Genomic DNA, 26,198 nt, shown 5'->3' with positions numbered 1-26,198 from the left:
AATATAGTATAATAATAAGCTAATAATGATATAAAAGATAGTGGGATCGGCTTTGTAATTTTAGATGGAAATAATTTAAGAAGACTATGGTAAAATGGGAGGGCGTAATGCCTGCTGTAACTACGAAGTTTACAAGTGAAGACAAGTTAGATCTTGTCATGTTCGAAAAGAACATCAAGGCGCAGATTGAAGCCGGGGTTCACGGAATAATTCTCGGGGGCACTTTGGGAGAAGCGAGTACCTTGGTACAAGAAGAGAAAGAAACCCTGATAAAAAAGTCACTCGAATTGGCCAATGGTAAAATTCCAATAATAATGAACGTGGCCGAGCAAAGTACCAAAGCAGCCATTGAGGCAGCCCAACGAGCAGAGAAAGTGGGTGCAAACGGGTTAATGCTTTTGCCACCAATGCGCTACAAAGCGACGGATTACGAGACCGTTGCCTATTTCAAGGCTGTCGCGAACAGTACTTCACTGCCCATTATGCTCTACAATAATCCCGTGGATTATAAGATTGAAGTGACTTTGGATATGCTTGAGGAATTGATTGAATGCGATAATATTCAGGCTATAAAGGAATCCACTCGAGATATCACCAATGTAATTAGAATTCAAAACAAGTTTGGAGATCGAGTCAAAGTCTTTACGGGGGTTGATACATTGGGCTTGGAGAGCCTAGTAATCGGAGCTGTTGGTTGGGTAGCTGGATTGGTTTGCGCGTATCCTGCCGAAACAGTGGCTATTTACGAGCTTGTAAAAGCAGGAAGAATTCAGGAAGCTTTGGAGATATATCGATGGTTCATGCCATTGTTGGAGCTGGACATCAGTCCGCAATTGGTACAAAACATAAAGTTGGCGGAAGTCGCTACGGGAATCGGTACCGAACATGTACGTGCCCCTAGATTGCCATTGCAAGGAGCGGAAAGGGAAAGAGTTTTAAAGGTAATAGAAACCGCAATGAAGAATAGACCGGAACTTCCGGAATATAAAAATATAAATAGTGTAGTATGATTACAGGTAAAAACTGTATTGCAGGACAATTTAAGGCTGACGGGTCCACGGAGTTCAGGACCATTGATCCAAAGGAGAATGTTCAGAACCCCACAGTGTTTTTGGAAGCAACAAAAGAAGAAATAGAAAGTGCTGCCGAACTGGCTTGGGAAGCTTTTAAAACATTTAGAAGAACTCCGGGAAAACAACGAGCAGATTTTCTGAACACCATTGCCGATGAAATTTTGGCTTTGGACCAGGAATTGATCGACACCTATATGTTGGAATCCGGCCTCCCAGAAGGGAGGGCCATTGGAGAACGTGGAAGAACTGTTTTCCAGTTACGCTCGTTTGCTGAGCTTGTTTCCAATGATGACTGGCGTGAAAACACCTTTGATTCAGCTCAACCGGACAGAAAACCCCAGCCCAAAGCAGATTTACGGAAAACTATGATTCCCTTAGGGCCCGTGGCGGTTTTTGGAGCCAGTAATTTCCCATTGGCCTACTCCACAGCGGGCGGGGATACGGCAAGTGCTTTGGCTTCTGGTTGCCCGGTAATCGTAAAAGGTCACCCTATGCATGCAGGTACCAACGAATTGGTGGCTTCGGCCATTGTAAAGGCTGCGGAAAAAACAGGAATGCCGAAGGGTGTTTTTTCAAGTGTTAATGGAGCAGTACAGACCGGAATTGATTTAGTGAACCACCCAAAAATAAAGGCTGTTGGATTTACCGGTAGCATTGGAGGGGGAAGGGCACTTTTTGATTTGGCTGCCAAGCGAGATGAACCTATACCTGTTTTTGCGGAAATGGGGAGTGTCAATCCTGTGATCATGACGGCAAATGCTATATCCAAAAGAGCAAGTGAGCTGGCAAAGACCTATGCGGGATCCATCAGTTTGGGTACAGGGCAGTTTTGTACAAATCCGGGGCTTTTGTTAACGGTAAAGAGTAAAGATACCGAAGCCTTTATTCAAGAATTGGCTAAAGAAACCATTACCATTGCCCCCCAGACCATGCTACATCCCAATATTAAAAAAGGATACGAGTCCAAAGGAGAGGATGTTATCGCTCAGGAGGGAGTAGAGGTAGTTGGCAAATATGATGGGGATTTAAGTGTGAATGATGCAGCTTCGATTATTGCCAGTGTTTCTGGATCGGCATTTCTGAAAAACCCCAAAATGCATCAGGAGGTCTTTGGGCCGTTTTCGCTAGTGGTTCAATGTGAGGATGAAGCCGAACTTCTTCAGATTATAGAAGGATTGGAAGGTCAGTTGACTGGAACCCTTATCGCTGAGAATGATGATGGTGCAAACCTATTGGAAATAGTGGAAGCGTTGCAAAATAGAGTGGGAAGGATCATTTATAATGGAGTTCCCACGGGTGTGGAAGTATGTCCGTCCATGCAGCACGGAGGACCTTATCCCGCGTCCACCGATTCAAGGTTTACGGCTGTGGGCATCCACTCGATCAAACGTTGGGTGAGACCTATTAGCTATCAATCTTTTCCCATGGAACTATTGCCAGACCATTTAAAAAAATAGCGAGTGGCCAGAAAAACATTTTTTTGTGTAGACGCACATACTTGCGGGAATCCCGTGAGGGTCGTTGCAGGTGGAGGCCCTAATTTAATGGGCAAGGATATGAGCGAGAAGCGTCAGCACTTTTTAAAAGAGTACGACTGGATCAGACGGGGATTGATGTTTGAGCCGCGCGGGCACGATATGATGAGCGGAAGCATTTTGATGGCACCGCACAGCCCGGAGAATGATTTTGCCATCCTTTTTATAGAAACATCGGGCTGTTTGCCCATGTGTGGCCATGGCACGATAGGAACTATTACGGTTGCGATCGAAGAAGGGCTGATTGTTCCAAAAACACCGGGCAAGATTAGAATGGAGGCCCCTGCGGGACTGGTTGAAATCGAATACCAATTGACCGGCAAAAAAGTGGAATGGGTAAAACTCGTGAACGTAAAATCGTATTTGGCTGCCGAGAACTTAACGGTGGTATGTCCAGAGTTGGGTGAAATTACTTTTGATGTGGCCTATGGAGGAAATTATTATGCCATTGTGGATCCACAACAAAACTTTACGGGATTGCAGGATTATTCGGCAGGTCAAATAATTCACTTTTCACAAGTGGTCCGAAAAAAAATAAATGAAAAGTACCCCGATATGTTTGTCCATCCGGAAAATCCGACCATAAGGGATGTTAGCCACATGATGTGGACGGGCAACCCCTTGGATGCCTCGTCATCGGGTAGGAATGCTGTTTTTTATGGGGATAAGGCCATAGACCGGTCTCCTTGTGGTACGGGGACTTCGGCTCGTATGGCACAACTATATTCGAAAGGAAAACTAAATCTGGGAGAGCCTTTTGTACATGAAAGCATCATAGGAAGCAAGTTCGTGGGAAAGGTCGAGGCAGAAACCACCTTGGATGGAAAACAGGCCATTGTCCCTAGCATTCAGGGTTGGGCTCAAGTAATTGGTTATAATAATATTATAATAGATGATGATGACCCTTATGCACACGGGTTTCAAGTCCTGTAATGCATTAATCAGTTTAGAAAATAAATGTTGAGATAATTAGTATGAAACCGATAAAATTATTCATTGCGGTACTATCCTTACTCGTTTGGTCCACAAACTTTGTACAAGCACAAAGTGGAAACCAAATTTTGGATGGGATTGGTGAAACTGGAATGATTGCCCGCTATATTTTTGATGGAGATGCCAAAGATTGGTCTAGAAACAATCTTCATGGGAGAGTTTATGGCTCGGATACCCAGTTTGAAGATGATGGGCAGTTTGGCAAAGTGCTTTCTTTGTCTGCAGAAGACAAATCCTATGTTTCCATTCCTGGTGAATCTTTGGAAGGTGAAGAATCGTTGAGCATCACGACTTGGGTAAATTTTAAATCCTTGCAACCAGGTCAAACACTTTTTGATTTCGGAAAAGATGGCCGAACCCATTTTTTTGTTGCTTTGGCTGGAACCAAAGAGAAAGAAGGTTCCCAAGTACAAGTCATCAAAAACGGTGAAAAAACGTACGAGATTTTTGTGCCTGATTCAAAAATTGAAACTGACCAATGGGTTCATCTTGGTTTGGTTTTCGATATTCCATCAAAATCCATCAATCTATTTATTGATGGGAAGCAAGTAGGTAAGGTAGAAAACATGGACATGCAATTGGATGAAATGTTCACCCACGAAAATGTACTCTATATTGGTAGGTCCATTATATCTGGAAACCCTTATCTAAGTGCCAAGATCCACGATTTCAGATTATACAGAATCCCTTTGAGTGAAAAGCAAATAGGAACGATTCGCAACATTGCTCTAAGAGGAGGCGATGAAGTAGTGAAAAAGGAAAAACCCGAAGATGACCTTCCAAAATTTACTCCGGAAACTCCACAATTGTACAATGAATATTTGGTGGGCGTATCCGATGTTGAGGTAGAAACCGCTGTAGGCTTTTTACCTAGATTGCCAAGGTTTGTTCAAGGAACGTATCGTACTGGTATCGAAGGTCCAAAGGTGAGGGTGCTATGGCCAGCTCCAAAAGATAATTCCATGGTTTCAAAAACAGGGAATTACGTGGTTACGGGTCGAGTAGCTGGAACTGATTTTCAACCCAGGGCAAAAGTAACCGTTGTTGCCAATAAAAAACCGGAAACGCCCAACCTTACATTGGATGTGTTTGGTCTGGATCAAGTTTCTTTGGATGTTGATGCGCATGGAAATCAAACAAAATTCATAGAAAATAGAGACAAGTTCATAAGCACGCTGGCTCAAACCAATCCGGATTCCTTTCTTTATATGTTCCGTAATGCTTATGGGCAAGAACAACCACAAGGAGCACAGCCCTTGGGAGTTTGGGACAGTCAAGAAACAAAGTTGAGAGGACATGCTACGGGCCATTATTTAACGGCCATTGCCCAAGCCTATGCGAGTACCGGCTATGACAAGGAATTGCAAGCCAATTTCGCCGATAAAATGGATTATATGGTGGAAGTGTTGTATCAACTTTCCCAGATGTCAGGTCGCCCCGCTAAAACAGGTGGACCGTATGTAGATGACCCTACCGCCGTTCCTCCCGGTCCGGGCAAATCAACCTACGATTCTGATTTGAGTGAAAACGGTATACGTACGGATTATTGGAATTGGGGCGAAGGTTTTATAAGCGCCTACCCACCGGACCAGTTCATTATGTTGGAAAAAGGAGCTACCTATGGAACACAACCTACTCAAATATGGGCACCCTATTACACCCTGCACAAAATTTTGGCCGGTCTAATGGATGTTTATGAGGTCAGTGGCAATGACAAAGCCTTAGAAATAGCTAAAGGCATGGGAGATTGGGTATATGCCCGGTTGAGCCAATTGCCCACCGATACGCTTATTGGTATGTGGAACACTTACATTGCGGGAGAGTTTGGCGGTATGAACGAAGCCATGGCCCGTTTGGACAGGATCACCGACGAACCAAGGTATCTGAAAGTGGCGCAATTGTTCGACAATATAAAAATGTTTTTCGGTGATGCCGAACACTCCCATGGATTGGCGAAAAACGTGGATACCTTCCGAGGTCTGCATGCCAATCAACATATACCTCAGATTATGGGTGCGCTCGAAATATACCGTGATTCGGAATTACCGGAATATTACCAAGTGGCAGATAACTTCTGGTACAAAGCAAAAAATGATTACATGTATAGCATAGGTGGTGTAGCCGGGGCAAGGAACCCTACAAATGCGGAATGTTTTATTGGTCAACCGGCCACGTTATATGAAAATGGATTTTCATCAGGAGGCCAAAATGAAACATGTGCTACCTACAACATGCTAAAACTCACTAAAAACTTATTTCTTTTTGACCAGCGTACCGAATTGATGGATTACTACGAGAAAGGGTTGTATAATCATATTCTTGCTTCGGTGGCCGAGGACAGTCCGGCCAATACCTATCACGTCCCCTTAAGGCCTGGTTCCGTTAAAAGATTTGGAAATTCCGATATGACCGGCTTTACCTGTTGTAACGGAACAGCTTTGGAAAGTAGCACCAAACTGCAAAACTCAATTTATTTCAAAAGTCAAAACAATAGTGCACTCTATGTGAATTTATTTGTTCCTTCTACCTTGGAGTGGACCGATAAAAATATCACCATTGAACAGAAAACAGCTTTTCCTAAAGAAGATAACACGCAATTGACGATAAAGGGCCAGGGGAAATTTGATTTGAATATTCGAGTGCCTCATTGGGCAACCAAAGGCTTTTTCGTAAAAATAAACGGGAAGAAGGTCAAAGCAAAGGCTGAGCCAGGTAAGTATCTTAACTTGAACCGTACATGGAAAGATGGAGATGTAATTGATATAAATATGCCTTTTGAATTCCACCTGAACCCCGTAATGGACCAGCAGAACATTGCTAGTATTTTTTACGGTCCCGTATTATTGGTGGCACAAGAAACAGAAGCCAGAACCGATTGGCGAAAGGTAACATTGGATGCCAAGGATATTGGCAAATCCATTCAAGGGGATCCCGAAACATTACAATTTACCATTGATGGTGTGCTATTTAAGCCCTTCTATGAAACGTACGGCCGCCATTCGGTCTACCTTGATATCACATTGGAATAAACAACGATGAGTATCGAATTAAAAACATTGAAAAACCATTCACTACCTTTAGGTAGCAAAGCAATCAACTAAATATGACCAACATGGGTTTTAAAAAAATAGGAATTATAGTAGCGGTCATGGTAGGCTCCTGTGCAACTGCACAGACAAGTAAGTTGGCCGACCTTGTAACCGAGTTTGAAACGGATAACCGGGCTTTGAACCGCACTTACATTGTGGATGAATCGGAAGAATACTATCAACGACTCTCCACATTCTATTCCGACTGGAAAAAAAGGATGAATGAAGTAGATTTCGCATCATTATCGCAACAAGGCAAGGTGGACTATATCCTATTAAAAAATTTGGTTGCCAAGAGGGAATATTTTTTAACCCAAGATTATGATGCCTTTAAACAAGTTAGTGAAGTAAACAACTTTGCCAAGGACATCTTTCCTTTTATCGAAAATAGAAGAAGAGGCAAAAAACCAGATGCCAAACTATTAGCGCAAACCTTTCAAGATGCGACCGAGATTATTGATTCTGAAATGGAAAGTTGGAAAGCCAAACCTTTCAAAGATTGGCAAACTGCAGATAAAGCATCAGAACTCATTGTTTCTTTCCAAAAAGGACTTGAAGAAGCATATGATTTTTATTACGGCTACGACCCGGACTTTACCTGGTGGGTAGAAAAGCCCTATGAAAAACTGAACGAAAAACTGACTGCTTATGCCGAGTTCTTAAAGGAAAACTACTCAGAGGACAGCGTTAAGGACGACGGAAGCGGAATTATAGGAAAGCCCATTGGCGAGGAGGCATTAAAAGAAAGCCTAGCGTTGGAATTGATTCCCTATACCCCTGAAGAACTCATAAAAACGGCAGAAGAGCAATTTGAATGGTGCAAAAATGAAATGATCAAAGCTTCTCGGGAACTGGGGTACGGCGATGATTGGAAAAAGGCATTGGAACATGTCAAGAATACCTATGTTCCTGCTGGAGAGCAGCCTCAGGCTATTTTTGACCTCTATCAACATGCTGTGGATTTTATTGAAGAAAGGGATTTGATCACCTTGCCCGAACTTGCCAAGGAAACTTGGGGCATGAAAATGATGAGCCCGGAAAGGCAAAAGGTAAGCCCCTTCTTTTTGGGAGGTAGGGATATTATAATTTCTTATCCCACTATGGAAATGGACCATAACGACAAGTTGATGAGTATGAGAGGAAACAATCCAAATTTCTCCTTTCCCACGGTACAGCACGAATTGCTTCCTGGACATAACCTTCAATATTTTATGACAAGTCGCCATAAAAGCTACAGAAGACCTTTTTACAATCCTTTTTGGACCGAAGGTTGGGCACTGTATTGGGAAATTATTTTGTGGAACAAGGATTTTCCCCAGACTCCGGAACAAAAAATGGGAATGCTCTTTTGGAGGATTCATCGATGTGCACGAATCATTTTCTCTTTGAAGTTCCACTTGGGTGAGATGACGCCACAGGAATGTATAGACCTTTTGGTTGATGAGGTAGGACACGAATATGCCAATGCAGAAGCTGAGGTGAGACGCTCCTTTACAACCAGCTATCCACCATTGTACCAATTGGCCTATATGATGGGAGGATTGCAATTTTATGCCCTTAGAAATGAAATGTTGGACAAAGGGTGGACAGAGAAACAGTTCCATGACCGTGTAATGCACGAGGGCAGAATGCCCGTGGAAATGTTACGCGCTTTGTTGCAAGAACTTCCTTTGAACAAGAACTATAAAACCAAGTGGAAGTTCTCTACAGAGTTCAAATAGGTACATACGCATTCTTGCAAGGAGAGGGAGTTTTCCCTTTGAAAAGAAAACCAAACTAGCAGAAAAATGAAGCATGTAACGTATTGGATGGTATCCGTATTTTGTTTTGTGGCCATATCGACCATAAAAGCACAACAAACCTATTGGAGCAGGGTGGAGCAGCGGGAATCGACCTTGGGTATAGCCGATGTTTATCAAAAATTTACTACTCCCGATTTTCAACTAAAACTGGTCAGGGCATCCCAAACCGTCGCGGCCCTCAGGCCAAACAGCGAACCCTATTTTGATTTTACCCCGGGAGAACGATTGGAAATCAGGGATAAGGACAGCCTTTATCATTTGGGGGACATCAATCTCAGGATAAAGGATGCCAATGGAATCTGGAAAAGTTATTCCACTGCCACCACTCGAGCCAAGGTCACAGCTTTGGAAACCAGTGGAAATGTTTTGGCAGCAGCCGATTTGGCCAATACGTTGCCCAGTGATATTCCTGTTTCGGTAAAACGCTATTACGAGTTGGACAATGATCAGTTGGTGATGCGTTTCGAAATCACCAACAAGCAAAATAGGCCTGTGGAAATCGGGGCGTTGGGCGTTCCAATGATTTTCAATAATATTTTGGAAGGTAAATCCCTGGTAGATACCCATGCCCAAAATGTATTTTTTGATCCCTATATAGGAAAAGATGCAGGTTATCTCGAAGTTAAAAGATTAAGTGGAAGAGGGCCTGCGCTATTGGTACTGCCCAAAGAGAATATGGCCTTTGAAGCCTACCGACCTTTGTTGGACGATCCGACTCCGAAAAGTATCGTTTTTGAAGGTTTCCACGAATGGATGTCCCATAGCAAGGCATATGCTGAGCAAGAATGGAAAGGTGTGGAGCAATGGAACAAACCCACATCGCTTGTACTTGAACCTGGAGAGTCAAAAAGCTTTGCCTTAAAATTTGTGCTTTCGGAAGGAATTAAAAATATTCAGGAAACCTTGGTCAAGGAAGCACGCCCGGTGGCTGTAGGTGTACCAGGGTATGTATTGCCACAAGACGTGGAGGGACAATTGTTTGTTGATTACAAAAATGACATTGCTTCTATAAAAATTGAGCCCAAAGGGGCTTTAAAGGTCAAAGAAGAGGGTACTACAGCTTCTGGAAAGAAGAAGTACCTCGTTCAAGGCGAAAAATGGGGCAGGGCAAGACTAACCATAACTTATAATGATGGTGTTGAACAAACCATTAATTACAAAATCATTAAACCTGAAACTGATGTCATCAAGGATTTTGGACATTTTTTAACTACAGAACAATGGTTTGATGATCCCAACGACCCTTTTGGTCGTAATCGTTCTGCCATTAGCTACGATTATGATAAAAAAGAACAGGTGGTACAAGATGGTAGGGTTTGGATCAGTGGACTGAGCGACGAAGGAGGGGCAGGAAGTTGGTTGGCTGCGGTAATGAAACAATTGGTGCAACCAAACCAAGAAGAAGTCAAAAAAATCCAAGGCTTTATTGATGAAACCCTATGGGGAGGAATACAGTACAATGACGGTCCCAACAAATATGGGGTTAAAAAGAGTCTGTTTTATTACGAACCCGACTCTTTGCCCAAAGGAACCTACAGCGATAGCATAAACTATAATACATGGGCTGCGTGGGATCATAAACATGCTAACGACCCGGGAAGGTCCTATAATTATCCGCATGTAGCGGCTGCTTATTGGGTAATGTACCGTTTGTCTAGATACCATGAAGGACTTGTAGATAACAGATCTTGGGATTGGTACCTAAAAAACGCCTACCATACCAGTGTTGCCATGGTGGAAAAAGCTCCGTACTATGCCCAGTTTGGGCAGATGGAAGGTTCTGTGTTCCTGTTTATTCTCGAAGATCTAAAAAACGAGGGGCTTAGCGATATGGCCATGGATTTAGAGGAACTCATGAAGGAAAGAGCAAACCATTGGAGGGCGTTGGATTACCCTTTTGGGAGTGAAATGCCTTGGGACTCCACGGGTCAGGAAGAAGTGTATATGTGGTCCAGTTATTTCGGGTACGACAGAAAGGCCTACATTACCCTAAATGCCATATTGGCCTATATGCCAACAATGCCGCATTGGGGCTATAACGGCAATGCCAGAAGATACTGGGATTTTTTGTACGGAGGAAAAGCAGGCGAGACATCTAGGGTAGAGCGTCAAATCCACCATTACGGTTCATCGCTGAATGCTATTCCAGTGTTGAGCCATTTCAGGAAAAATCCAGATGACCTTTATCTGTTGAAAGTAGGTTATGGGGGGCTTTTGGGTGGAATTTCCAATATCACCCAAGATGGTTTTGGACCGGCAGCGTTCCATTCCTATCCCTCTACTTTAAAAATTGATGGGATTTCTGGGGATTATGGTTCAGGTTTTTACGGCTATGTGGTGAACTCCTCGTCCTATCTTGTGAATGATGAGGATATGGGCTGGCTTGCTTTTGGTGGTAATTTGTCCAACAAAGGAAATATGGTGGAAATGGAATTGACCACAGCGGCAAAATCCAAAGTATTTATTGCTCCCAAAAAGCTATGGCTCACATTGGATGCAGGCAAATTTGAAAAAGTAGCGTATAATGAGCAAACCGAGGAGGTGACGCTCACCTTGGGAAGTAAAACCCCGCATGCACCAAATGCCTATTTACGTATTGATGGCGAAGTTGAACTACCCTATAAAAAAGTCAGGGGAGCCTATCAAATTGAATTGGGGAAGAAAGAGACAGTCATCAAACTTTAAAGATCAAGAGGATTAACCTTTGGAATGGGCAATAGGACACTGAACATATTTGTATTGTTTTTGATTTTTGGTCATGTTTTTGGTCAAGAGAAGAAGGGACAGTTGCCCATTGCAAATGTGAACCCGCTCCTTCCGGGTTACTTTGCCGATCCTACCATCAAGAAATTTGGGGATACCTATTATATCTACGCTACAACAGACAATGAAATGTTGGCGTCAGGGGTTCCCACGGTTTGGTACAGTAAAGATTTTAAGTATTGGTACAATTATACCATGGATGTTCCTTCCTTGGAATCCGTTAATCTTAGAAATTTTTGGGCACCTGATATTATTGAAGGTGACGATGGAAAGTACTATTTGTATTTTGGTAACTGTCAGGCTGGGTGTAATATTTATGGATACGTGTCCCACACCCCAATTGGACCTTGGAAAAAATTGAACAAGGATGATACTCCGGTGATTGCCCATAATTGCCCAAAGGAAGGTTTTCCCTCTTTGGACGCGCAGTTTTTTACGGATGATGATGGAAGAATTTATGCCTACTGGGGAACTTGGGTCCACTACAATGGCGGGTATGCAGTGGGAGAGTTGGATAGGGAAAGTATGTCAAAAATCAGAAACCCGGAGAACATTCCTTTGGAAGAAACGCCCGACCCTTTTGAAGCGGCCTACATGATGAAAAAAGGGGATAAGTATATTTTTATGTATTCTGGAGGTTCCTGTCATGATGAAACCTATAACGTTCGATACTCATATGCCGATAGTCCTTATGGTCCTTTTACCCCTGGTGGGAACAATGCTATTTTAGCTACCAATGAAGATGAAACGGTGCACGGGCCCGGGCATCATTCCGTGTTGGAAGAAAATGGGCGTTATTACATTGTCTACCACAAGCACGATTACCCAATGACCAGGGGCGGTCTGTCTCGTCAAGTAAGTGTTGATGAATTGGTTTTTGAAAACGATTCCACCTTGCAAAAAGTTGTGCCGGGAGCAAAGGGCCTTCAAAATTTATTGAAATCCAACGTACCTCCTAATTTAGCCTTGGGAACGAATACCACAGCTTCTTCGTATTACCATTTGCAATCGCTGGAATATGATTATAAGTATAAACCTTCCTTTGCCGTAGATGACCACAACGCTACCATGTGGAAAGCCGGTGATAATACTTTACCACAACATTTGACTGTTGACTTGGGAAGAGTAACGAACATTAAAAGGGTAATGACCCAATTTGAATTTGCAGGGTATTATTATCAATACAAATTGGAGTTTTCCAAGGATGGAGAAGATTGGGAGCTTTATGTGGACCGCTCCAATAATACGATTGCAGGCAGCCCTATGATCGACGATAACAATGTTGAAGCCCGCTACTTGAAATTAACTGTTTTGGATACGGAAAAAACTGGTTTGTATGCTGCTATCTGGAATATACAGGTATTCGAATCCTTGTTTGATACCCCATTGAATTTACAGGGCAACCCTTCAACTGAAGGTCCTGGGGTTAAAAGCTCCCATAGCAAACTGGTAAGTGTTCATGCCAGCGACTTTTCTCAAGCAGAGCAAACTGTAAGTATACCCAATAAAGGGGATGTCGGCGGAAATTTTATTCAAGAAGGAGAGGTGGCTCTAGCGAAGGATGATAAAGGAGTAACCGCATTTAATTTTGCCAAGGGTGCCCTTGTTTTGGATGTGCCGGTTCCAAAAAGCTTGGAGTGGAACGGTTCTTTTACCGTGGCCACATGGGTTAAAAACCCTGAGATATCCGAAGAAGGTGAATGTTTGGTTTCTTGGTGTGATAGGTTTAGGTTCAACCTGGCGAATTCTTACAATGCGTTACATTTTAATAGTGGAAATTATGGAGCTGCAGCACATTTGGATGGCCATTTTGATATGAAATACAACAATCTACCATCTCCCAATGAATGGCACCATATTGTGTTAACGTTTGATGGTGTAGTGGAAAAAATATATGTGGACGGGAAATTGGACAATTCCCAAAATATGGTATTGGCTTCACAAATCGAAAATGCCAAAATCCGAATAGGAGCTTCTGATGTTGGTGAGAATTTTTCAGGCTATTTGGCCTCCGTGCAGATGTACGATTATGCGTTGAATGAAATGGATGTAAAAAAGTTGATGCAGTCAACGAAACCATTCAAGAACAAGGAATAGGTTCCTGTTGAATAGTGTTATATTTTAAATATAAACCCGTCCTCTTGGACTTTTTTCTCGTACTTATCCTTGTCGAAAACATATAAATAAGCTCCTTTTCGGGAAACACTCATATCCTTTTCATCAAGTTTGACCAGAATATCCAATGAGTTTATTTTGTTGATGAAGTTTCGTTTATCCAGCTTTTTATCCAGAATACATTCGTAAAGGTTTTGGAGCTGTCGCATTGTGAATTTTTCCGGGAGCAGCTCAAACCCAATGGGTTTGGTCAAGGCACGCCTTTTTAAACGGGCTTTTGCCTTTTCTATCATTTCATTGTGGTCAAAAATTAGGTGAGGTGCTTCTTTAATATCAAACCAATGGGCGGAATCTATTTGTATTCCATCAAAGCGGTAATTATCTACATCAATAAGTGCATAATATGCAACCGAAATGGTACGTTGTCCAGGATCCCTATCAATTTTACTGTAGGTGTGGAGTTGCTCCAGATAAATATCGTTAAGCCCTGTCAGTGTTTCTAAAACTCTCTCTGCAGCTTGGTCAAGATCTTCCGTTTTTTTGAGGAATCCCCCAATCAATGACCACTTGCCTTTCTCGGGGTCAAAATTCCTTTTGATCAATAAAATCTTGAGTTTCTCTTTGTCAAACCCAAAAATTATACAGTCGACCGCCAAAAGTACTTGGTCTTCTTTCTGATAATAGTTGAGTTGCATGTTTGGGTCTTCTTCTACTACTTCCAAATCAATGATCTTCTTATGAATGCTAAAATCCAAAAACTAATGTTTATAAGCAAATATCCAATACATCAATATAATGTAAAAGGCATTTTATTCCATTGTAATTTATCTATCTCCTGAACCTTTGAAAGACTTTGTGGTTATAACTTGTTTCCGGGTTTAGGATAGTTAATGTACATCTGAAATAAAATGCCTTGGAACAATTAAAAAATCAGCATATTATTCCGTCTCGTTGAACAACCATATACCATAAGTAAATGCTTCAGCGGTTTTCTGTGGCTTTTGGTCGTCCGGTCTGTACCATTGTCCAATGTTGGTAAAGGGTGTCAGGAATACATCCGTTTCACTTCCCTTGTACAATGCCTTTGTTTTGTACACAGGGCCCAATATACTCTGAAATGGATTGTTGTCCACCATGGTGGGTTCTTCCGAAATATCTATGCGTATATCTTGCTCTATGTTCACATCGTCGTTGTTTACTTGCTTGTTCCAAACCATGTCAAGAGCGTAAACTATTGGTCCTCTAACAAATGCATAGGGAACTTGATCGGTTTCTTCTTCCTTATACATGATTTCGCCACCTGGTAAACGAGAGGTCACATAGTTGCTATGATTTTCTCTTTTGACCCATTGGGTTTCCATAGGAAAAGTAATATCTATTTTGTCTCCCTGAGACCATCTACGGGATATTTTAAGATAGGTGCCCGGTGTTGCCTCCATTGCTTTGCCATTAACACTTACCTTGGGCGAGCTGCACCAGGATGGTATTCTTAAGTTGATGGTTTTTCTAACTTTTTTATCCGTAGATATGTTAATGGATAAATCTTCCGATTCCGGATAATTCCCTTCCACTTCAAAGCTAAGATCTTCCCCTTTATAATTTGAAGGGATATATTGATTTATGAAAAACTCGTTCCCTTTTTCTGCATAAAGAAAAGTGGGCAGCAATGAAATGATACGATGTCCACTGGCCGTACAACAATCGGGCCCATGGAAAAAACCATGACCACCACTAGGTTTGTCACCATTTGGTGCAGTGTGATACCTGCAAACACCTCCTTCGCAATCTTGGGCGGCAAAAACATGGTTGATCATTAATCGCTCTATAGCATCACCATATTTGGTATCTCCTGTTAATTGTAACAACAGCTGTGTCAATTGCATCCAGGACATGGTAGCGCAGGTTTCAACAACATTACCGGAAAGCGGTTTTACATAATTGTACTCATAATGTTCTGCGACACTTACGCCACCTGTGATATACATTTGGCGTTCTCTAATGTCGTTCCATGCCCCAACTACCTTTCTCAAAAGTGATTCGTCACCAGTAATTTGATAGAGGCGCAAGAATCCCATAAAATTCATGTGGAAAGTATGGGAATGCACATAGGGTTGAAGTTCGTCCACACCCAAAGTACCTTCAGCGACCGAATCCAATCGTGAGAAAGAATCCCAACCGCTCCATTTGTCAATATTGTTTACCAACCATTGGCTCCAATCCAAATACTTCTTATTGCCTGTAAGTTCATACAGCCTGGCCATGGGGTCGCACAGCAATGTCCCTTCCCATGAGTAGTGCACACTATGTCCTGCAAAGTCCGATGTTCCAGCGACTTCTTTGTTTTTGTTCTCCGGATATCTCAAATCTGAAGGCCAAAATTCCAGTTTTCCCGGTCCAAAATACTTGATATAATAATCTGCCAAGTTTTCGGCGGCAACCAAGGCATCTTTATTGTTCGTTTCTTCATATACGGTAAGGAACGCATGAAAAACAAAATAAAGTTCGTAGGCGTCCATTCCTCTAACGGGGCGTTCAGCAGTTCTATAGCTCTTTGCGGTGGCACCGACATACCCTTCATCTTCTTGGGAATCTATGATTCGTTTTAATACGGCTTTGGCTTTGACCAGCAATTCCTCATCACCACTTTGTATAGCGGATAAATACGCTGACTCGACCCATTTTCCGTGTTGTTCTGCTTTTGTCCAATCCCAATCCGTATGTTGCCTGGCAACAACAAAGTCAACATATTTATCAATAGGAAAGTCTTTGAGATACACCTCTCGATTGAGCGCAATTCGATCACCAAAGAATCCTTCTATGTCATTTACTGAGGATACTTGGACCGGCTTTTCTAAAAAGCCGATTTTGTTTTTATTCTGAGCGTGGACGATTGTTGGCATGACCCATGCCAATAATAGCGAAAAGATGATTGTTTTTTTCATGTGCATTTGTTAGTTGTTTTGTATCGCAAGATGTTGGATGATTCTAGTAATTAAAACAATATAACTTGTTAGGTGTTTTTAATTTTGGTATAAAGCATTAAAAACCAACAAAGTATCACCTTCTTTTTTTATCTCGCTGTTTAAATGTGTAAATAATACATTTATAAAATAACGAAAGTTTTCCCACGAAAACAAATATTTCACGTAAATAAGTGTGATATTAACACTAAAAAAGTTTTAAGGTTGGAATATTGGGATTTTTTGAGGATGGTATACCTTAATATATAATATAAAGGTATTGTTTGCTTCACAACAGCTTTCATAGGCCACTTTCTATATGTTGATGGTTGTGAAAATGAAATGTGAAGAATGGGAACCCCTGAAATGTTATCCAGCGTATTTAAAAAAGTCAGAGTTTAAAGCTGAATCCTTCCTCTTCAACCTTCTTCTCATATTTGTCCTTATCAAAAACATAGAGATATGCACCCTTTTTGGAAACTGTCATATCCTTTTCATCAAGTTTGATGAGAACGTCCAGTGAATTTATTTTGTTGATGAAATTACGTTTGTCCAACTTTTTGCCAAGAATGGATTCGTAAAGATTTTGAAGCTGACGCATGGTGAATTTTTCCGGTAATAGTTCAAAACCAATTGGCTTGGTCATTGCTTTTCTGCGAAGTCTTGCCATCGCTTTTTCTACCATTTCGTTGTGGTCAAAAATTAAATCGGGAGCTTCCTTTAGTTTAAACCACTTGGCCGAGTCAATTTGTATGCCATCAAATTGGTGGGAATCCACATTGATAAGGGCATAATACGCTACCGAGATAGTTCGTTGTCCGGGATCTCGATCAATCTTACTATAGGTGTGAAGTTGCTCAAGATAAATATCATTGAGTCCTGTAAGGGTCTCTAATACTCTTGCAGCTGCCTCATCTAGATTTTCATTCTTTTTCAAAAAGCCACCAATAAGTGACCATTTGCCTTTTTCGGGCTCAAAGTTACGTTTGATGAGCAAAACCTTGAGGTTCTTTTTGTCGAACCCAAAAATTATACAGTCAACAGCTAAAAGAACCTGATCTTCCCTTTGGTAATAATTGAGCTGCATGTTGATGTCATCAGCACTTCCGGCGCTATGGGTGATTTTCATGAAGCTAAAATCATGGATTTAAATTAATTAAGCAAGAATATGTATCCAAAAGTTCTTTAAGTGTTAAAAATACATTTTTTTAACGAAATGTTTGCAAATCTTAATTTTATTTGTTTCCTTTAAGGTGTGAAAAGCACACTTAATGTAATATAAACTAAACAAAATGCTGAAAAACAAACAACTATCAACTGTGAAGTTGCGAGTTCCAAAAATGTTTCGGATGCTTGCGGTCTTCACATTTTTTCTTGGTTTGCAGATGCAGGCTCAAGAAACAAAAACAGTTTCAGGTACAGTAACGGACGAGGCAACGGGAACACCTATTCCTGGAGCCAATGTTATTGTTAAAGGAAAAAGTATAGGAGCTGTCACTGATTTTGATGGTATTTATTCAATCGAAGTTAGCGATCAAGACGTTCTTGTATTCTCTTATGTTGGTTTTAAACCTCAAGAGATTCAAGTGGGTAGTCAAACAACCATAGATGTTTCCCTTACCGAGGATTTTACCCAATTGGATGAGGTAACCATCACAGGAATTGGTTATGGTACTGTTGAACGTAGGGAAATTACCAGTGCCGTTGCCAGTGTGGACACCAAAGATTTTAACACTGGAAATATTAACAACCCTGCCGAGTTACTACAAGGTAAAGTGGCGGGACTTTCCATTGCCAGGCCTGGGGGCGACCCGAATGCTGGATTCAATATCCGGTTGAGGGGATTGTCCACTTTTGGCGCCAACTCTCAACCCTTAGTGGTTATCGATGGGGTTTTGGGAGGTTCCCTCCAAAGTATCGACCCTAACGATATTGAATCCATAGAGGTGTTGAAGGATGGTTCTGCGGCAGCTATTTATGGTACGCGAGGTGCATCGGGGGTTATTTTGGTGACTACCAAAAAAACCCGTGGTGTTGATAATGCCCGTGTGGAGTACAATACCTATTTGGCCATGGAAAGCGTGGCCAAGTTTGTGGAAAACTCTACGCCACAACAATATATAGAGGCTGGTGGTATTGATAATGGTTACGAAACAGATTGGTTGGACCTTGTTACAAGGACCGGAGTTACCAATGTGCACAACCTGGCGGTATCCAATGGAATGAAAAGTGGAAACTATAGAGCCTCTGTCAACTACAGGGATGTAGAAGGTGTGGCTTTGGGCAGTGGGTTTAATCAGTTCAACATGCGTTTTAATTTGGTGCAGCGTGCAATGAATGATAAGTTGACCCTGACCATTAACGGCGCTTTGACCAAAAGAAAGGCGAAGTTTGTTCCTTATGAGGCTCAGCGATTTGCAATTATTGCAGACCCTACCGCTCCTATATATAACGATAATGATCCAGCCAATGGATATTGGGAGCCAAATACTCCAGAGTATCACAACCCTTATGCAATTACACAGGAAACTACGGATGATGGAATTTTCACTACTTTATTAGGTACCATCAAAGCAGATTATAAGCTTACGGATAATCTTAACGTAGCAGGCTTTTACTCTTTGCAGCACGAAAGCGATCAACGTTCACAGTACTTTGGTTCATTGATGAGATTTGCCTCTGCTTCCGGTCAAGGCGGTAGGGCTACCAAATTTGCTGAGGATCGTGAGAACGAGTTGTTTGAATTGACAGCGAATTACGAAAAATATTTTGGTGACCTTAAATTCAGCTTGCTTGGAGGATATTCTTGGCAGGAGTTTACTTACACCAATTTTGATGCATTCAATACCAACTTTATCACAGACGACCTATACTACAATGCATTGGAGCTAGGTCTTGGTACAGCTACAGGAAACGATGCGCTGATGGGCATGAATAGCCAGAAGGAAGAGTCTCGATTGATTTCTTTCTTTGGAAGGGTTATGCTTAACTGGGACGACAAATATTTTGTTAGTGCCTCTTTAAGACGAGAAGGTTCTTCTAAATTCGGAGACAATGAAAAATGGGGTAACTTCTACGCAGTAAGTGGTGGATTGGACATAGCCGAAGTATTGGATACGCCTTTCAGCACACTTAAGTTGCGTGCAGGATACGGTGTAACCGGTAACCTTCCTACCCAGAACTACGAGTACAGGACTCGATTATCCAGAGGAAACAGGGTTTTCTTCAATAACTCTAGGTATTTGCAAGGGGTCAACTTTGCATCAAACCCTAACCCTGATCTAAAATGGGAGGAGAAGGCAGAGACCAATATTGGTTTGGATTTTGGTGCGTTGAATTCCAGATTGTACGGATCTATAGATTGGTATACCAGAAACACTACGGATGTATTGCAGCCCATAGCGGTATCGGTACCACCAAACTTTTTTGACACAACCCTTCGAAACATTGGGGAGTTGAAAACCACTGGATTGGAGATTGCCCTGAATGCAGCTCTAGTTCAGAAAAACGAATTGAATTACACTACAGGTATTACGTTCTCCACATTTAATACGGAGTTGGTAACCTTGAACGGTGAAACGGAAAAAACCTTTAGAGGTAACTTAGGCCCTCCTGGATTGAATGGTATCAGCCCGATTAAATTGGAAGAGGGAGAGCCCATCGGAGAAATTGTGGCTCCAATATTTGAAGGGCTTGCAGAAGATGGCTCACGTATTATTACCGATCAAAATGGTGATGGCGTGATCACGCAAGAAGATGATGCTGTAGTTGTAGGTAATGGTCTTCCTGATTTTGAATTGGCTTGGAGTAACAACCTGCGTTATAAAAACTTTGATCTAAGCGCCACTTTTAGGGGAGCATTCGGTCATAGCTTGGTAAACATTAACAGAGCGTATTACGAATCGCCAAGAGCTTCCAATAACTACAACCCGGTTCGTACAAAGTATTATTTGCCAGAATTGACCCAGGGAGAAAACTGGAACAGTTACTATGTGGAAAAAGCCGATTTCTTTAAATTGGATAACATTACGCTGGGATATAACTTCAATTTGAAAAGTGATACGATCAAAGAATTTAGAGTCTATGCTTCCGGACAAAACCTATTCGTGATATCTGGTTATACCGGAGTGGACCCAGAAGTTCACTACGATTGGTTTGGCGATCAGCTCGCTCCCGGAATAGACGACAGGACCTCTTATTTTAGGACTCGTACGGTAAGTTTAGGTCTAAACGTAACATTTTAAAAAAATTATTGTAATGAAAAGCACAACAATATCAACTAAATTGACTTTGGTGGTCGTTTTGCTGTTGGGATTCAATTCCTGTACAGACCTGGAGACCACGCTTTATAGTGAACTAACACCTGATACGGAGTATACCACTACCGATACTCAGTTGGCGACCATCTTAACGGCCTATGCGCCATTAAGGGATTATCATGAGGCATATTTCAACCTTCAGGAGCTATCTACAGAAACCAGTGCCGCTCCTGCAAAATTCGGACCTTGGGATGATGGAGGAATTTGGGCCCGTTTGCACAGACATGAATGGGAAAACAACCTTGGTAGCATCGAAACGGCATGGACGGTATACTTTGGAGGTATATCAAACTGTAACAGGTTTATCGAGGAATTTGAAGCAACATCGGGTGATACCCAAGATGCCATAAATGAATTAAGGGTGCTACGTGCGCAGTATTTGTTCATGGCAATGGATTTGTTCGGCGACATTCCATTGGTTACCCAATTTAACGGGGCGGAAGTAAATCCTACCCGTACTCCCAAAGCGGAAGTTTTCAATTTTATCACAGCCGAATTGGAAGAAGTGATTCCTACCATGACAGAGACAGTTGGAGGTGAGTATTACGGAAGATTCAACAAGTGGGCTGCAATGGCTCTTTTGGCCAATGTGTATTTGAACGCAGAAACCTATACAGGAACTGCTCAATGGGATAAAGTAGCTCAGTTGACCCAACAAATAATCGATGGCGGTCAATATTTCCTGGAGCCTTCCTATTTGGATAATTTCACCTATCAGAACGAAGGGTCGGCCGAAAACATTATGGTCGTACCTTACTCCAAAACAAGTGGACAAGCATTGGTTATGCACATGAAAACCTTGCACCCACTAAATAAGGCAACCTATAATTTTACGGATGGTCCTTGGAATGGATTTACCGCACTGGAAGAATTCTATAATTCTTTTGAAGATACAGATGCTCGTAAAGATATGTTTATTGTAGGTCAGCAGTACACTTCAACTGGTGAGCCAATTATGGATCCCAACGGAGCCATTGAGATCGATTCCGAAGGAAATCCTGATCCGGATGGAGAACCATTAATTTTTACACCATATATCAATGAATTGACACCTAAGGCCTTTAGTCAGTCTGGTGCAAGAATTGGAAAATTTGAATTTGAAAACGGTATTGCCCTGGCCATGGATAACGATGTGCCCGTGTATCGATATGCTGGTATCCTTCTAATGCGTGCGGAAGCATTGTGGAGAATGGATAATGGAAGTGCCGAAGCAGTTGAGTTGGTTAGACAGGTGAGAGAAAGAGCCGGGTTGGGTGTAATCGATCCATTAACGGAGGACGATCTTTATAACGAAATTCAACGCGAGTTGGCTTTTGAATGTCACGCGAGAACCGTTATGATCCGATTTGGCAGATTCACTGACCAATGGTGGGAAAAAACCAGTACGGACCCGAACAAAAAAGTTTATCCGATTCCTACCGGTGCAAGGAACGGTAACCCTAATTTGGAACAGAATCCAGGTTATTAATGGATTAATTGTTAAGTATATTAGTTTGTTTTAGTTAGTTTTAAAGAAAAGACACAAACATCCATTTGTGTCTTTTCTTCTTCCTAAGTAGTAATCGATGTGAGATGGTATGATGTATAGGGGATTAATTTGTTTGGTGATACTTACGCTGGCCAGTTGTCAAAAAAAATCGGAACCTTTGGATTGCGGTACTGGTGACAATACGCTCTTTTCCCTGTTGTCTGCTGAGGAAACTGGGATTGACTTTAGGAATGATTTGGAATATACCGAAGAGTTCAACACCTACACGTACCGAAATTTTTATAACGGCGGAGGTGTCGCCATTGGCGATCTGGATAAGGATGGGCTTCCCGATATTTTCTTTACGGGAAATATGGTGGGTAACAGACTGTACTTGAACAAAGGCAATCTTACTTTTGATGATATTACCGATGATGTCGGCTTGGATTCGGGTGATGTTTGGTCTACCGGGGTAAGCTTTGCTGATGTAAATGGCGATGGTTGGCTGGATATTTACATTTGCAAATCAGGAAAGCCCGAAGGTGCGAACAGGCATAATGAGTTATTCATTAATCAGGGCACAGATGAAGATGGCCATTTGAATTTTGAAGAAAAAGCCAAAGAATATGGTGTGGCCGATTACGGTCTCTCTACACATACTGCCTTTTTTGATTACGATAAAGATGGGGACTTGGATATGTATCTTCTGAACAATTCCATTCGTTCCGTGGGAGGTTATACCTTAAAAAAAGACCAACGACTGATTCGCGACCCTAATGGAGGGAACAAATTATACCGAAATGATGGTGATTCCTTTACCGATGTTAGCGAAAAAGCCGGAATTTATGGCAGTGCCATAGGTTTTGGACTTGGAGTTACCATTGGAGATATTAATCGCGATGGTTGGCAAGATATTTTTGTTTCTAACGATTTCTTCGAAAAAGATTACCTGTACATCAATAACGGCGATGGTACTTTTACCGAATCTTTGGAGCAAATCATTGGTGAGATAAGCCTGGGTTCTATGGGAGCCGACATGGCAGATATTAATAACGATGGATGGCCGGAGATATTTGTAACCGAAATGCTGCCCAAAGAAGAATCCCGGTTAAAAACCAAGGCTATTTTTGAAGACTGGAACAAGTACCAGGCCAATGTCAATGCGGGTTATCACCGTCAATTTCCAAGAAATGTACTTCAATTAAACCAAGGTTCACCCAATGCTGAAGGCCATATCAGTATGTCCGAAATCTCTAGGTTTTCGGGTGTTGAGGCAACCGATTGGAGCTGGGGAGCACTTATTGCAGACTACGATAATGACGGGAACAAGGATATGTTTGTGGCCAATGGGATTTTTAAAGACCTTATAGATTTGGATTATCTTAATTTTTATGCCGATCCCATCACAACGGCAAGACTCTTCAAGGAAAGAGGAAGTTATCTAAAACAACTTATTGATAGTATCCCTTCCAATCCCATTCCCAATTTTGCATTTGCAAACAATGGTGACTTAACTTTTTCCAACACTTCCGAAGAATGGGGGCTTAATTGTCCCAGTTTTTCAAATGGTTCAGCTTATGGCGACTTGGACAACGATGGTGATTTGGACCTTGTGTTGAACAATGTTAACATGCCCGCATTCGTCTATCGGAACAATGCGGAAACAAAAAAACAGGAAAACCATTTTATAAACCTAAAATTTGTCGGTCTTGAATCCCAAATCAACACGGCAGGTCTGGGAACTCAGGCCACGGTATATGCTGGGGATAAAACGTATTATCAGGAACTTGCTCCCATGAGAGGGTATCAATCCACTGTTGACGACCGTCTTCATTTTGGTTTGGGCAGTGTGGGTCAAATAGATTCAATTCGAGTACAATGGTCCGATGGCGATATCAGGATTTTGCGAGATGTGGCCGTAAACCAATTCCTTACCATTTCTTATTCCGAAAATACAGATAGTTCACAAAAGCGAGTAGGAACCGATGTGGAGGTTGGCAAACCATGGTTCCGGGATGTATCCGACTCCATATCCATACCCAACATGCACAAAAAATCTTCTTTTAACGATTTTGACAGGGATTTGCTGCTGTTTGATATGGTTTCCGCGGGCACTGCCCATATAAACACTGCTGATGTGGATGGTGACGGCAGAACCGATATCTTTTTGGGGGGTAACAAAGGTGAAGCGGCAGCATTTTATAAACAAGGTAGCGATGGCCGTTTTCAAAAAGTTGACCAACCTGCTTTTAAAGCCGATAAATCCAGTTTGGATACAAACTCTGCTTTTTTTGATGCGGACAACGATGGTGATCTGGATCTGTATGTGTGCAGTGGGGGAAATGAGTTTCCGAATAGTTCCTCTTCTTTAAAAGACCGCCTTTATGTAAACAATGGAGAGGGGATTTTTGTAAAATCCGAACAATGGTTGCCAACCAACCGATACGAAAATAGTTCTGCTGTAGCTCCGGCGGATTACGACGGTGATGGGGATATGGACCTATTCGTTGGGATTAGGGCGAAACCCTTTAATTATGGCGAACCCTGCAATGGTTATCTATTGAAAAATAATGGCAACGGACAATTTACAGAAGTGGGTGAAGATGTGGCTCCGGAGTTGCGTAACCTGGGAATGATAACAGATGCCGAATGGTTTGATTATGACCAAGACGGTGATCAGGATTTGATCCTGGTCGGGGATTGGATGCCATTGACCCTATTTGAAAACAATAATGGGAAACTTGTAAAGAAAATCAATGAGATCGGATTTGCCCGAACCAATGGTTTTTGGAACACTTTGGAAATAGCGGACATCGATAAAGATGGACGATTGGACATAATTGCAGGGAACCTTGGTGAAAATACTCGTTTAAGGGCATCTGAGGACAAGCCGGTAAGTATGTATGTGGAGGATTTTGATAAGAATGGGAAACCGGAACACATTATCACCATTTATAATGGTGAACAAGATTATCCTTTGGTAGGCCGCTCAGATTTGGTAGAGCAGTTACCTTACCTCAAAAAGAAATATTTAAAGTACCACTCCTATAAAGAGCAGACCGTGGAGGATATTTTTGGAAAGAAGGCCATACAAGGCGCTCTTAAATTGGAAGTGTTCAATACAGCTTCCGCTGTTTTCCTTAATCAAGGAAGTTCCTTTGAAAAAATAGAACTCCCGGCAGAGGCACAGTTGTCCAGAATATTTGGGTTGCAAGTGCGAGATTTTGATCAAGATGGTAAACTCGATATTTTGACCGGGGGCAATTTCTATTGGTCCAAGCCAGAGGTTGGCATAAACGATGGTTCTCGCGGAGTATTGCTAAAAGGATTTGGAGACGGAAGCTTCGAAAGTATGTCCATGGCGGAGTCCGGCTTACAAATAGATGGCGAAATCCGCGAAATTAAACCCCTGCGAGTGAAAGGTGCCGAGTTATTGATAATTTCACGTCTGAATGATAGTTTGGTAGTATTAAAAAAGAATGCTTTACAATGAGATTTTTAAAAACAATTTTATTGTCCACAATTACCATATTGGTTTTGTCCACTTCCTGTAAAAAAAGTGAGGCAGAAAAATATATGGCTTACGAAAAGGAGCAGCTTAAAAATGGTCCCGTACAAGATTCACTTTTTATGGGCCTGTATTTTGGAATGCCCAAAAAAGAGTTTAGAGAGTACTGTTTTGATAAAAATATAGAAAAGAAATTTTGGCAGGGAGGCAGAAAGAACATGGCATGGGTAGAATCCGATTTGGAAGGATTGCAATTTCCGGCAGCCATCAATTTCTATCCTAATTTCACCAATGATACAATTACGGAAATGAATGCCGCCATTTACTACAAATCCAATGTGGAAACAGATGAACCCTTGGAAAGCGACGCCCTTTTAAAGGATGTAATGAGGTTGTTGAATAATTGGTACGGAGGGAAAACTTTCAAGGTCGACAGTCCGGTTATTTATAAGAACGACGTTTATGTACATCTTAAAGGAAATTGTAGGATTACCGTTACTCCCGATTTAGGCGGGCAAATGATCAATCTTTGGTTTTATGATTTAAAAGGGACCAAAAAGCATAAAAGCTAGC

14 protein-coding genes are annotated in these 26,198 nt (G+C 41.8%); 11 read left to right on the top strand and 3 right to left on the bottom strand.

All coding sequences use genetic code 11. The annotated features are described in order from the left end of the window. Positions 1 to 86: 86 nt before the first annotated feature. From J0654_RS16830 to J0654_RS16800, 7 genes are all read left to right on the top strand, one after another. Positions 87 to 1,010 carry a dihydrodipicolinate synthase family protein gene (locus J0654_RS16830; protein ID WP_207030289.1) on the top strand — a complete coding sequence of 308 codons (924 nt, stop codon included), beginning with the start codon at positions 87 to 89 and terminating at the stop codon, positions 1,008 to 1,010. Beyond that, positions 1,007 to 2,530, top strand: coding sequence for an aldehyde dehydrogenase (NADP(+)) (locus tag J0654_RS16825; protein WP_207030288.1), 1,524 nt, complete (start codon positions 1,007 to 1,009; stop codon positions 2,528 to 2,530). Before J0654_RS16830 ends, J0654_RS16825 begins: the two co-directional genes overlap by 4 nt. Positions 2,531 to 2,533: 3 nt before the next feature. Continuing rightward, entirely contained in the window at positions 2,534 to 3,541 is a 1,008-nt protein-coding gene (locus J0654_RS16820) for a 4-hydroxyproline epimerase (RefSeq protein WP_207030287.1), read from the top strand. A 41-nt stretch (positions 3,542 to 3,582) separates the two neighbouring features. Beyond that, on the top strand, positions 3,583 to 6,630 hold the full coding sequence (locus tag J0654_RS16815; RefSeq protein ID WP_207030286.1) for a beta-L-arabinofuranosidase domain-containing protein: 3,048 nt from the start codon (positions 3,583 to 3,585) through the stop codon (positions 6,628 to 6,630). Between the two features lie 83 nt (positions 6,631 to 6,713). Next, positions 6,714 to 8,411, top strand: coding sequence for a DUF885 family protein (locus tag J0654_RS16810; protein WP_207030285.1), 1,698 nt, complete (start codon positions 6,714 to 6,716; stop codon positions 8,409 to 8,411). 66 nt (positions 8,412 to 8,477) lie between these two features. Continuing rightward, positions 8,478 to 11,177, top strand: a complete 2,700-nt coding sequence (locus tag J0654_RS16805; protein ID WP_207030284.1) for a DUF5695 domain-containing protein — start codon at positions 8,478 to 8,480, stop codon at positions 11,175 to 11,177. A 24-nt stretch (positions 11,178 to 11,201) separates the two neighbouring features. Then, positions 11,202 to 13,352 (top strand): family 43 glycosylhydrolase, encoded by a 2,151-nt coding sequence (locus J0654_RS16800; RefSeq protein WP_207030283.1) that lies wholly within the window; start codon positions 11,202 to 11,204, stop codon positions 13,350 to 13,352. Positions 13,353 to 13,369: 17 nt separating this feature from the next. On the opposite strand, the gene J0654_RS16795 is transcribed toward J0654_RS16800, so the two are convergent. From J0654_RS16795 to J0654_RS16785, 3 genes are all read right to left on the bottom strand, one after another. Then, on the bottom strand, positions 13,370 to 14,065 hold the full coding sequence (locus J0654_RS16795; RefSeq protein WP_207030417.1) for an NUDIX hydrolase: 696 nt from the start codon (positions 14,063 to 14,065) through the stop codon (positions 13,370 to 13,372). A 243-nt stretch (positions 14,066 to 14,308) separates the two neighbouring features. Further along, positions 14,309 to 16,312, bottom strand: a complete 2,004-nt coding sequence (locus tag J0654_RS16790; RefSeq protein ID WP_207030282.1) for a beta-L-arabinofuranosidase domain-containing protein — start codon at positions 16,310 to 16,312, stop codon at positions 14,309 to 14,311. Between the two features lie 409 nt (positions 16,313 to 16,721). Next, entirely contained in the window at positions 16,722 to 17,459 is a 738-nt protein-coding gene (locus J0654_RS16785) for an NUDIX hydrolase (RefSeq protein ID WP_417949265.1), read from the bottom strand. Between the two features lie 163 nt (positions 17,460 to 17,622). Between J0654_RS16785 and J0654_RS16780 the strand changes: the two genes are divergently transcribed. The 4 genes from J0654_RS16780 (at position 17,623) to J0654_RS16765 (ending at position 26,197) form a co-directional block, all read left to right on the top strand. Beyond that, positions 17,623 to 20,574: a SusC/RagA family TonB-linked outer membrane protein gene (locus J0654_RS16780; RefSeq protein ID WP_207030281.1), complete on the top strand. Its 2,952-nt coding sequence runs from the start codon at positions 17,623 to 17,625 to the stop codon at positions 20,572 to 20,574. Between the two features lie 13 nt (positions 20,575 to 20,587). Then, the gene (locus J0654_RS16775) at positions 20,588 to 22,117 is read left to right on the top strand and encodes a RagB/SusD family nutrient uptake outer membrane protein (protein ID WP_207030280.1); all 1,530 of its coding nucleotides are present in this window, start codon (positions 20,588 to 20,590) and stop codon (positions 22,115 to 22,117) included. Between the two features lie 136 nt (positions 22,118 to 22,253). Then, on the top strand, positions 22,254 to 25,610 hold the full coding sequence (locus tag J0654_RS16770) for a VCBS repeat-containing protein (RefSeq protein ID WP_207030279.1): 3,357 nt from the start codon (positions 22,254 to 22,256) through the stop codon (positions 25,608 to 25,610). Beyond that, positions 25,607 to 26,197 carry a hypothetical protein gene (locus tag J0654_RS16765; protein ID WP_207030278.1) on the top strand — a complete coding sequence of 197 codons (591 nt, stop codon included), beginning with the start codon at positions 25,607 to 25,609 and terminating at the stop codon, positions 26,195 to 26,197. The genes J0654_RS16770 and J0654_RS16765 overlap by 4 nt, the downstream gene beginning before the upstream one ends. Position 26,198 lies beyond the last annotated feature (1 nt).

This window comes from Flagellimonas profundi, assembly GCF_017313275.1.
Lineage (GTDB): Bacteria > Bacteroidota > Bacteroidia > Flavobacteriales > Flavobacteriaceae > Flagellimonas > Flagellimonas profundi.
This window is presented reverse-complemented; position numbering and strand designations above follow the sequence as displayed.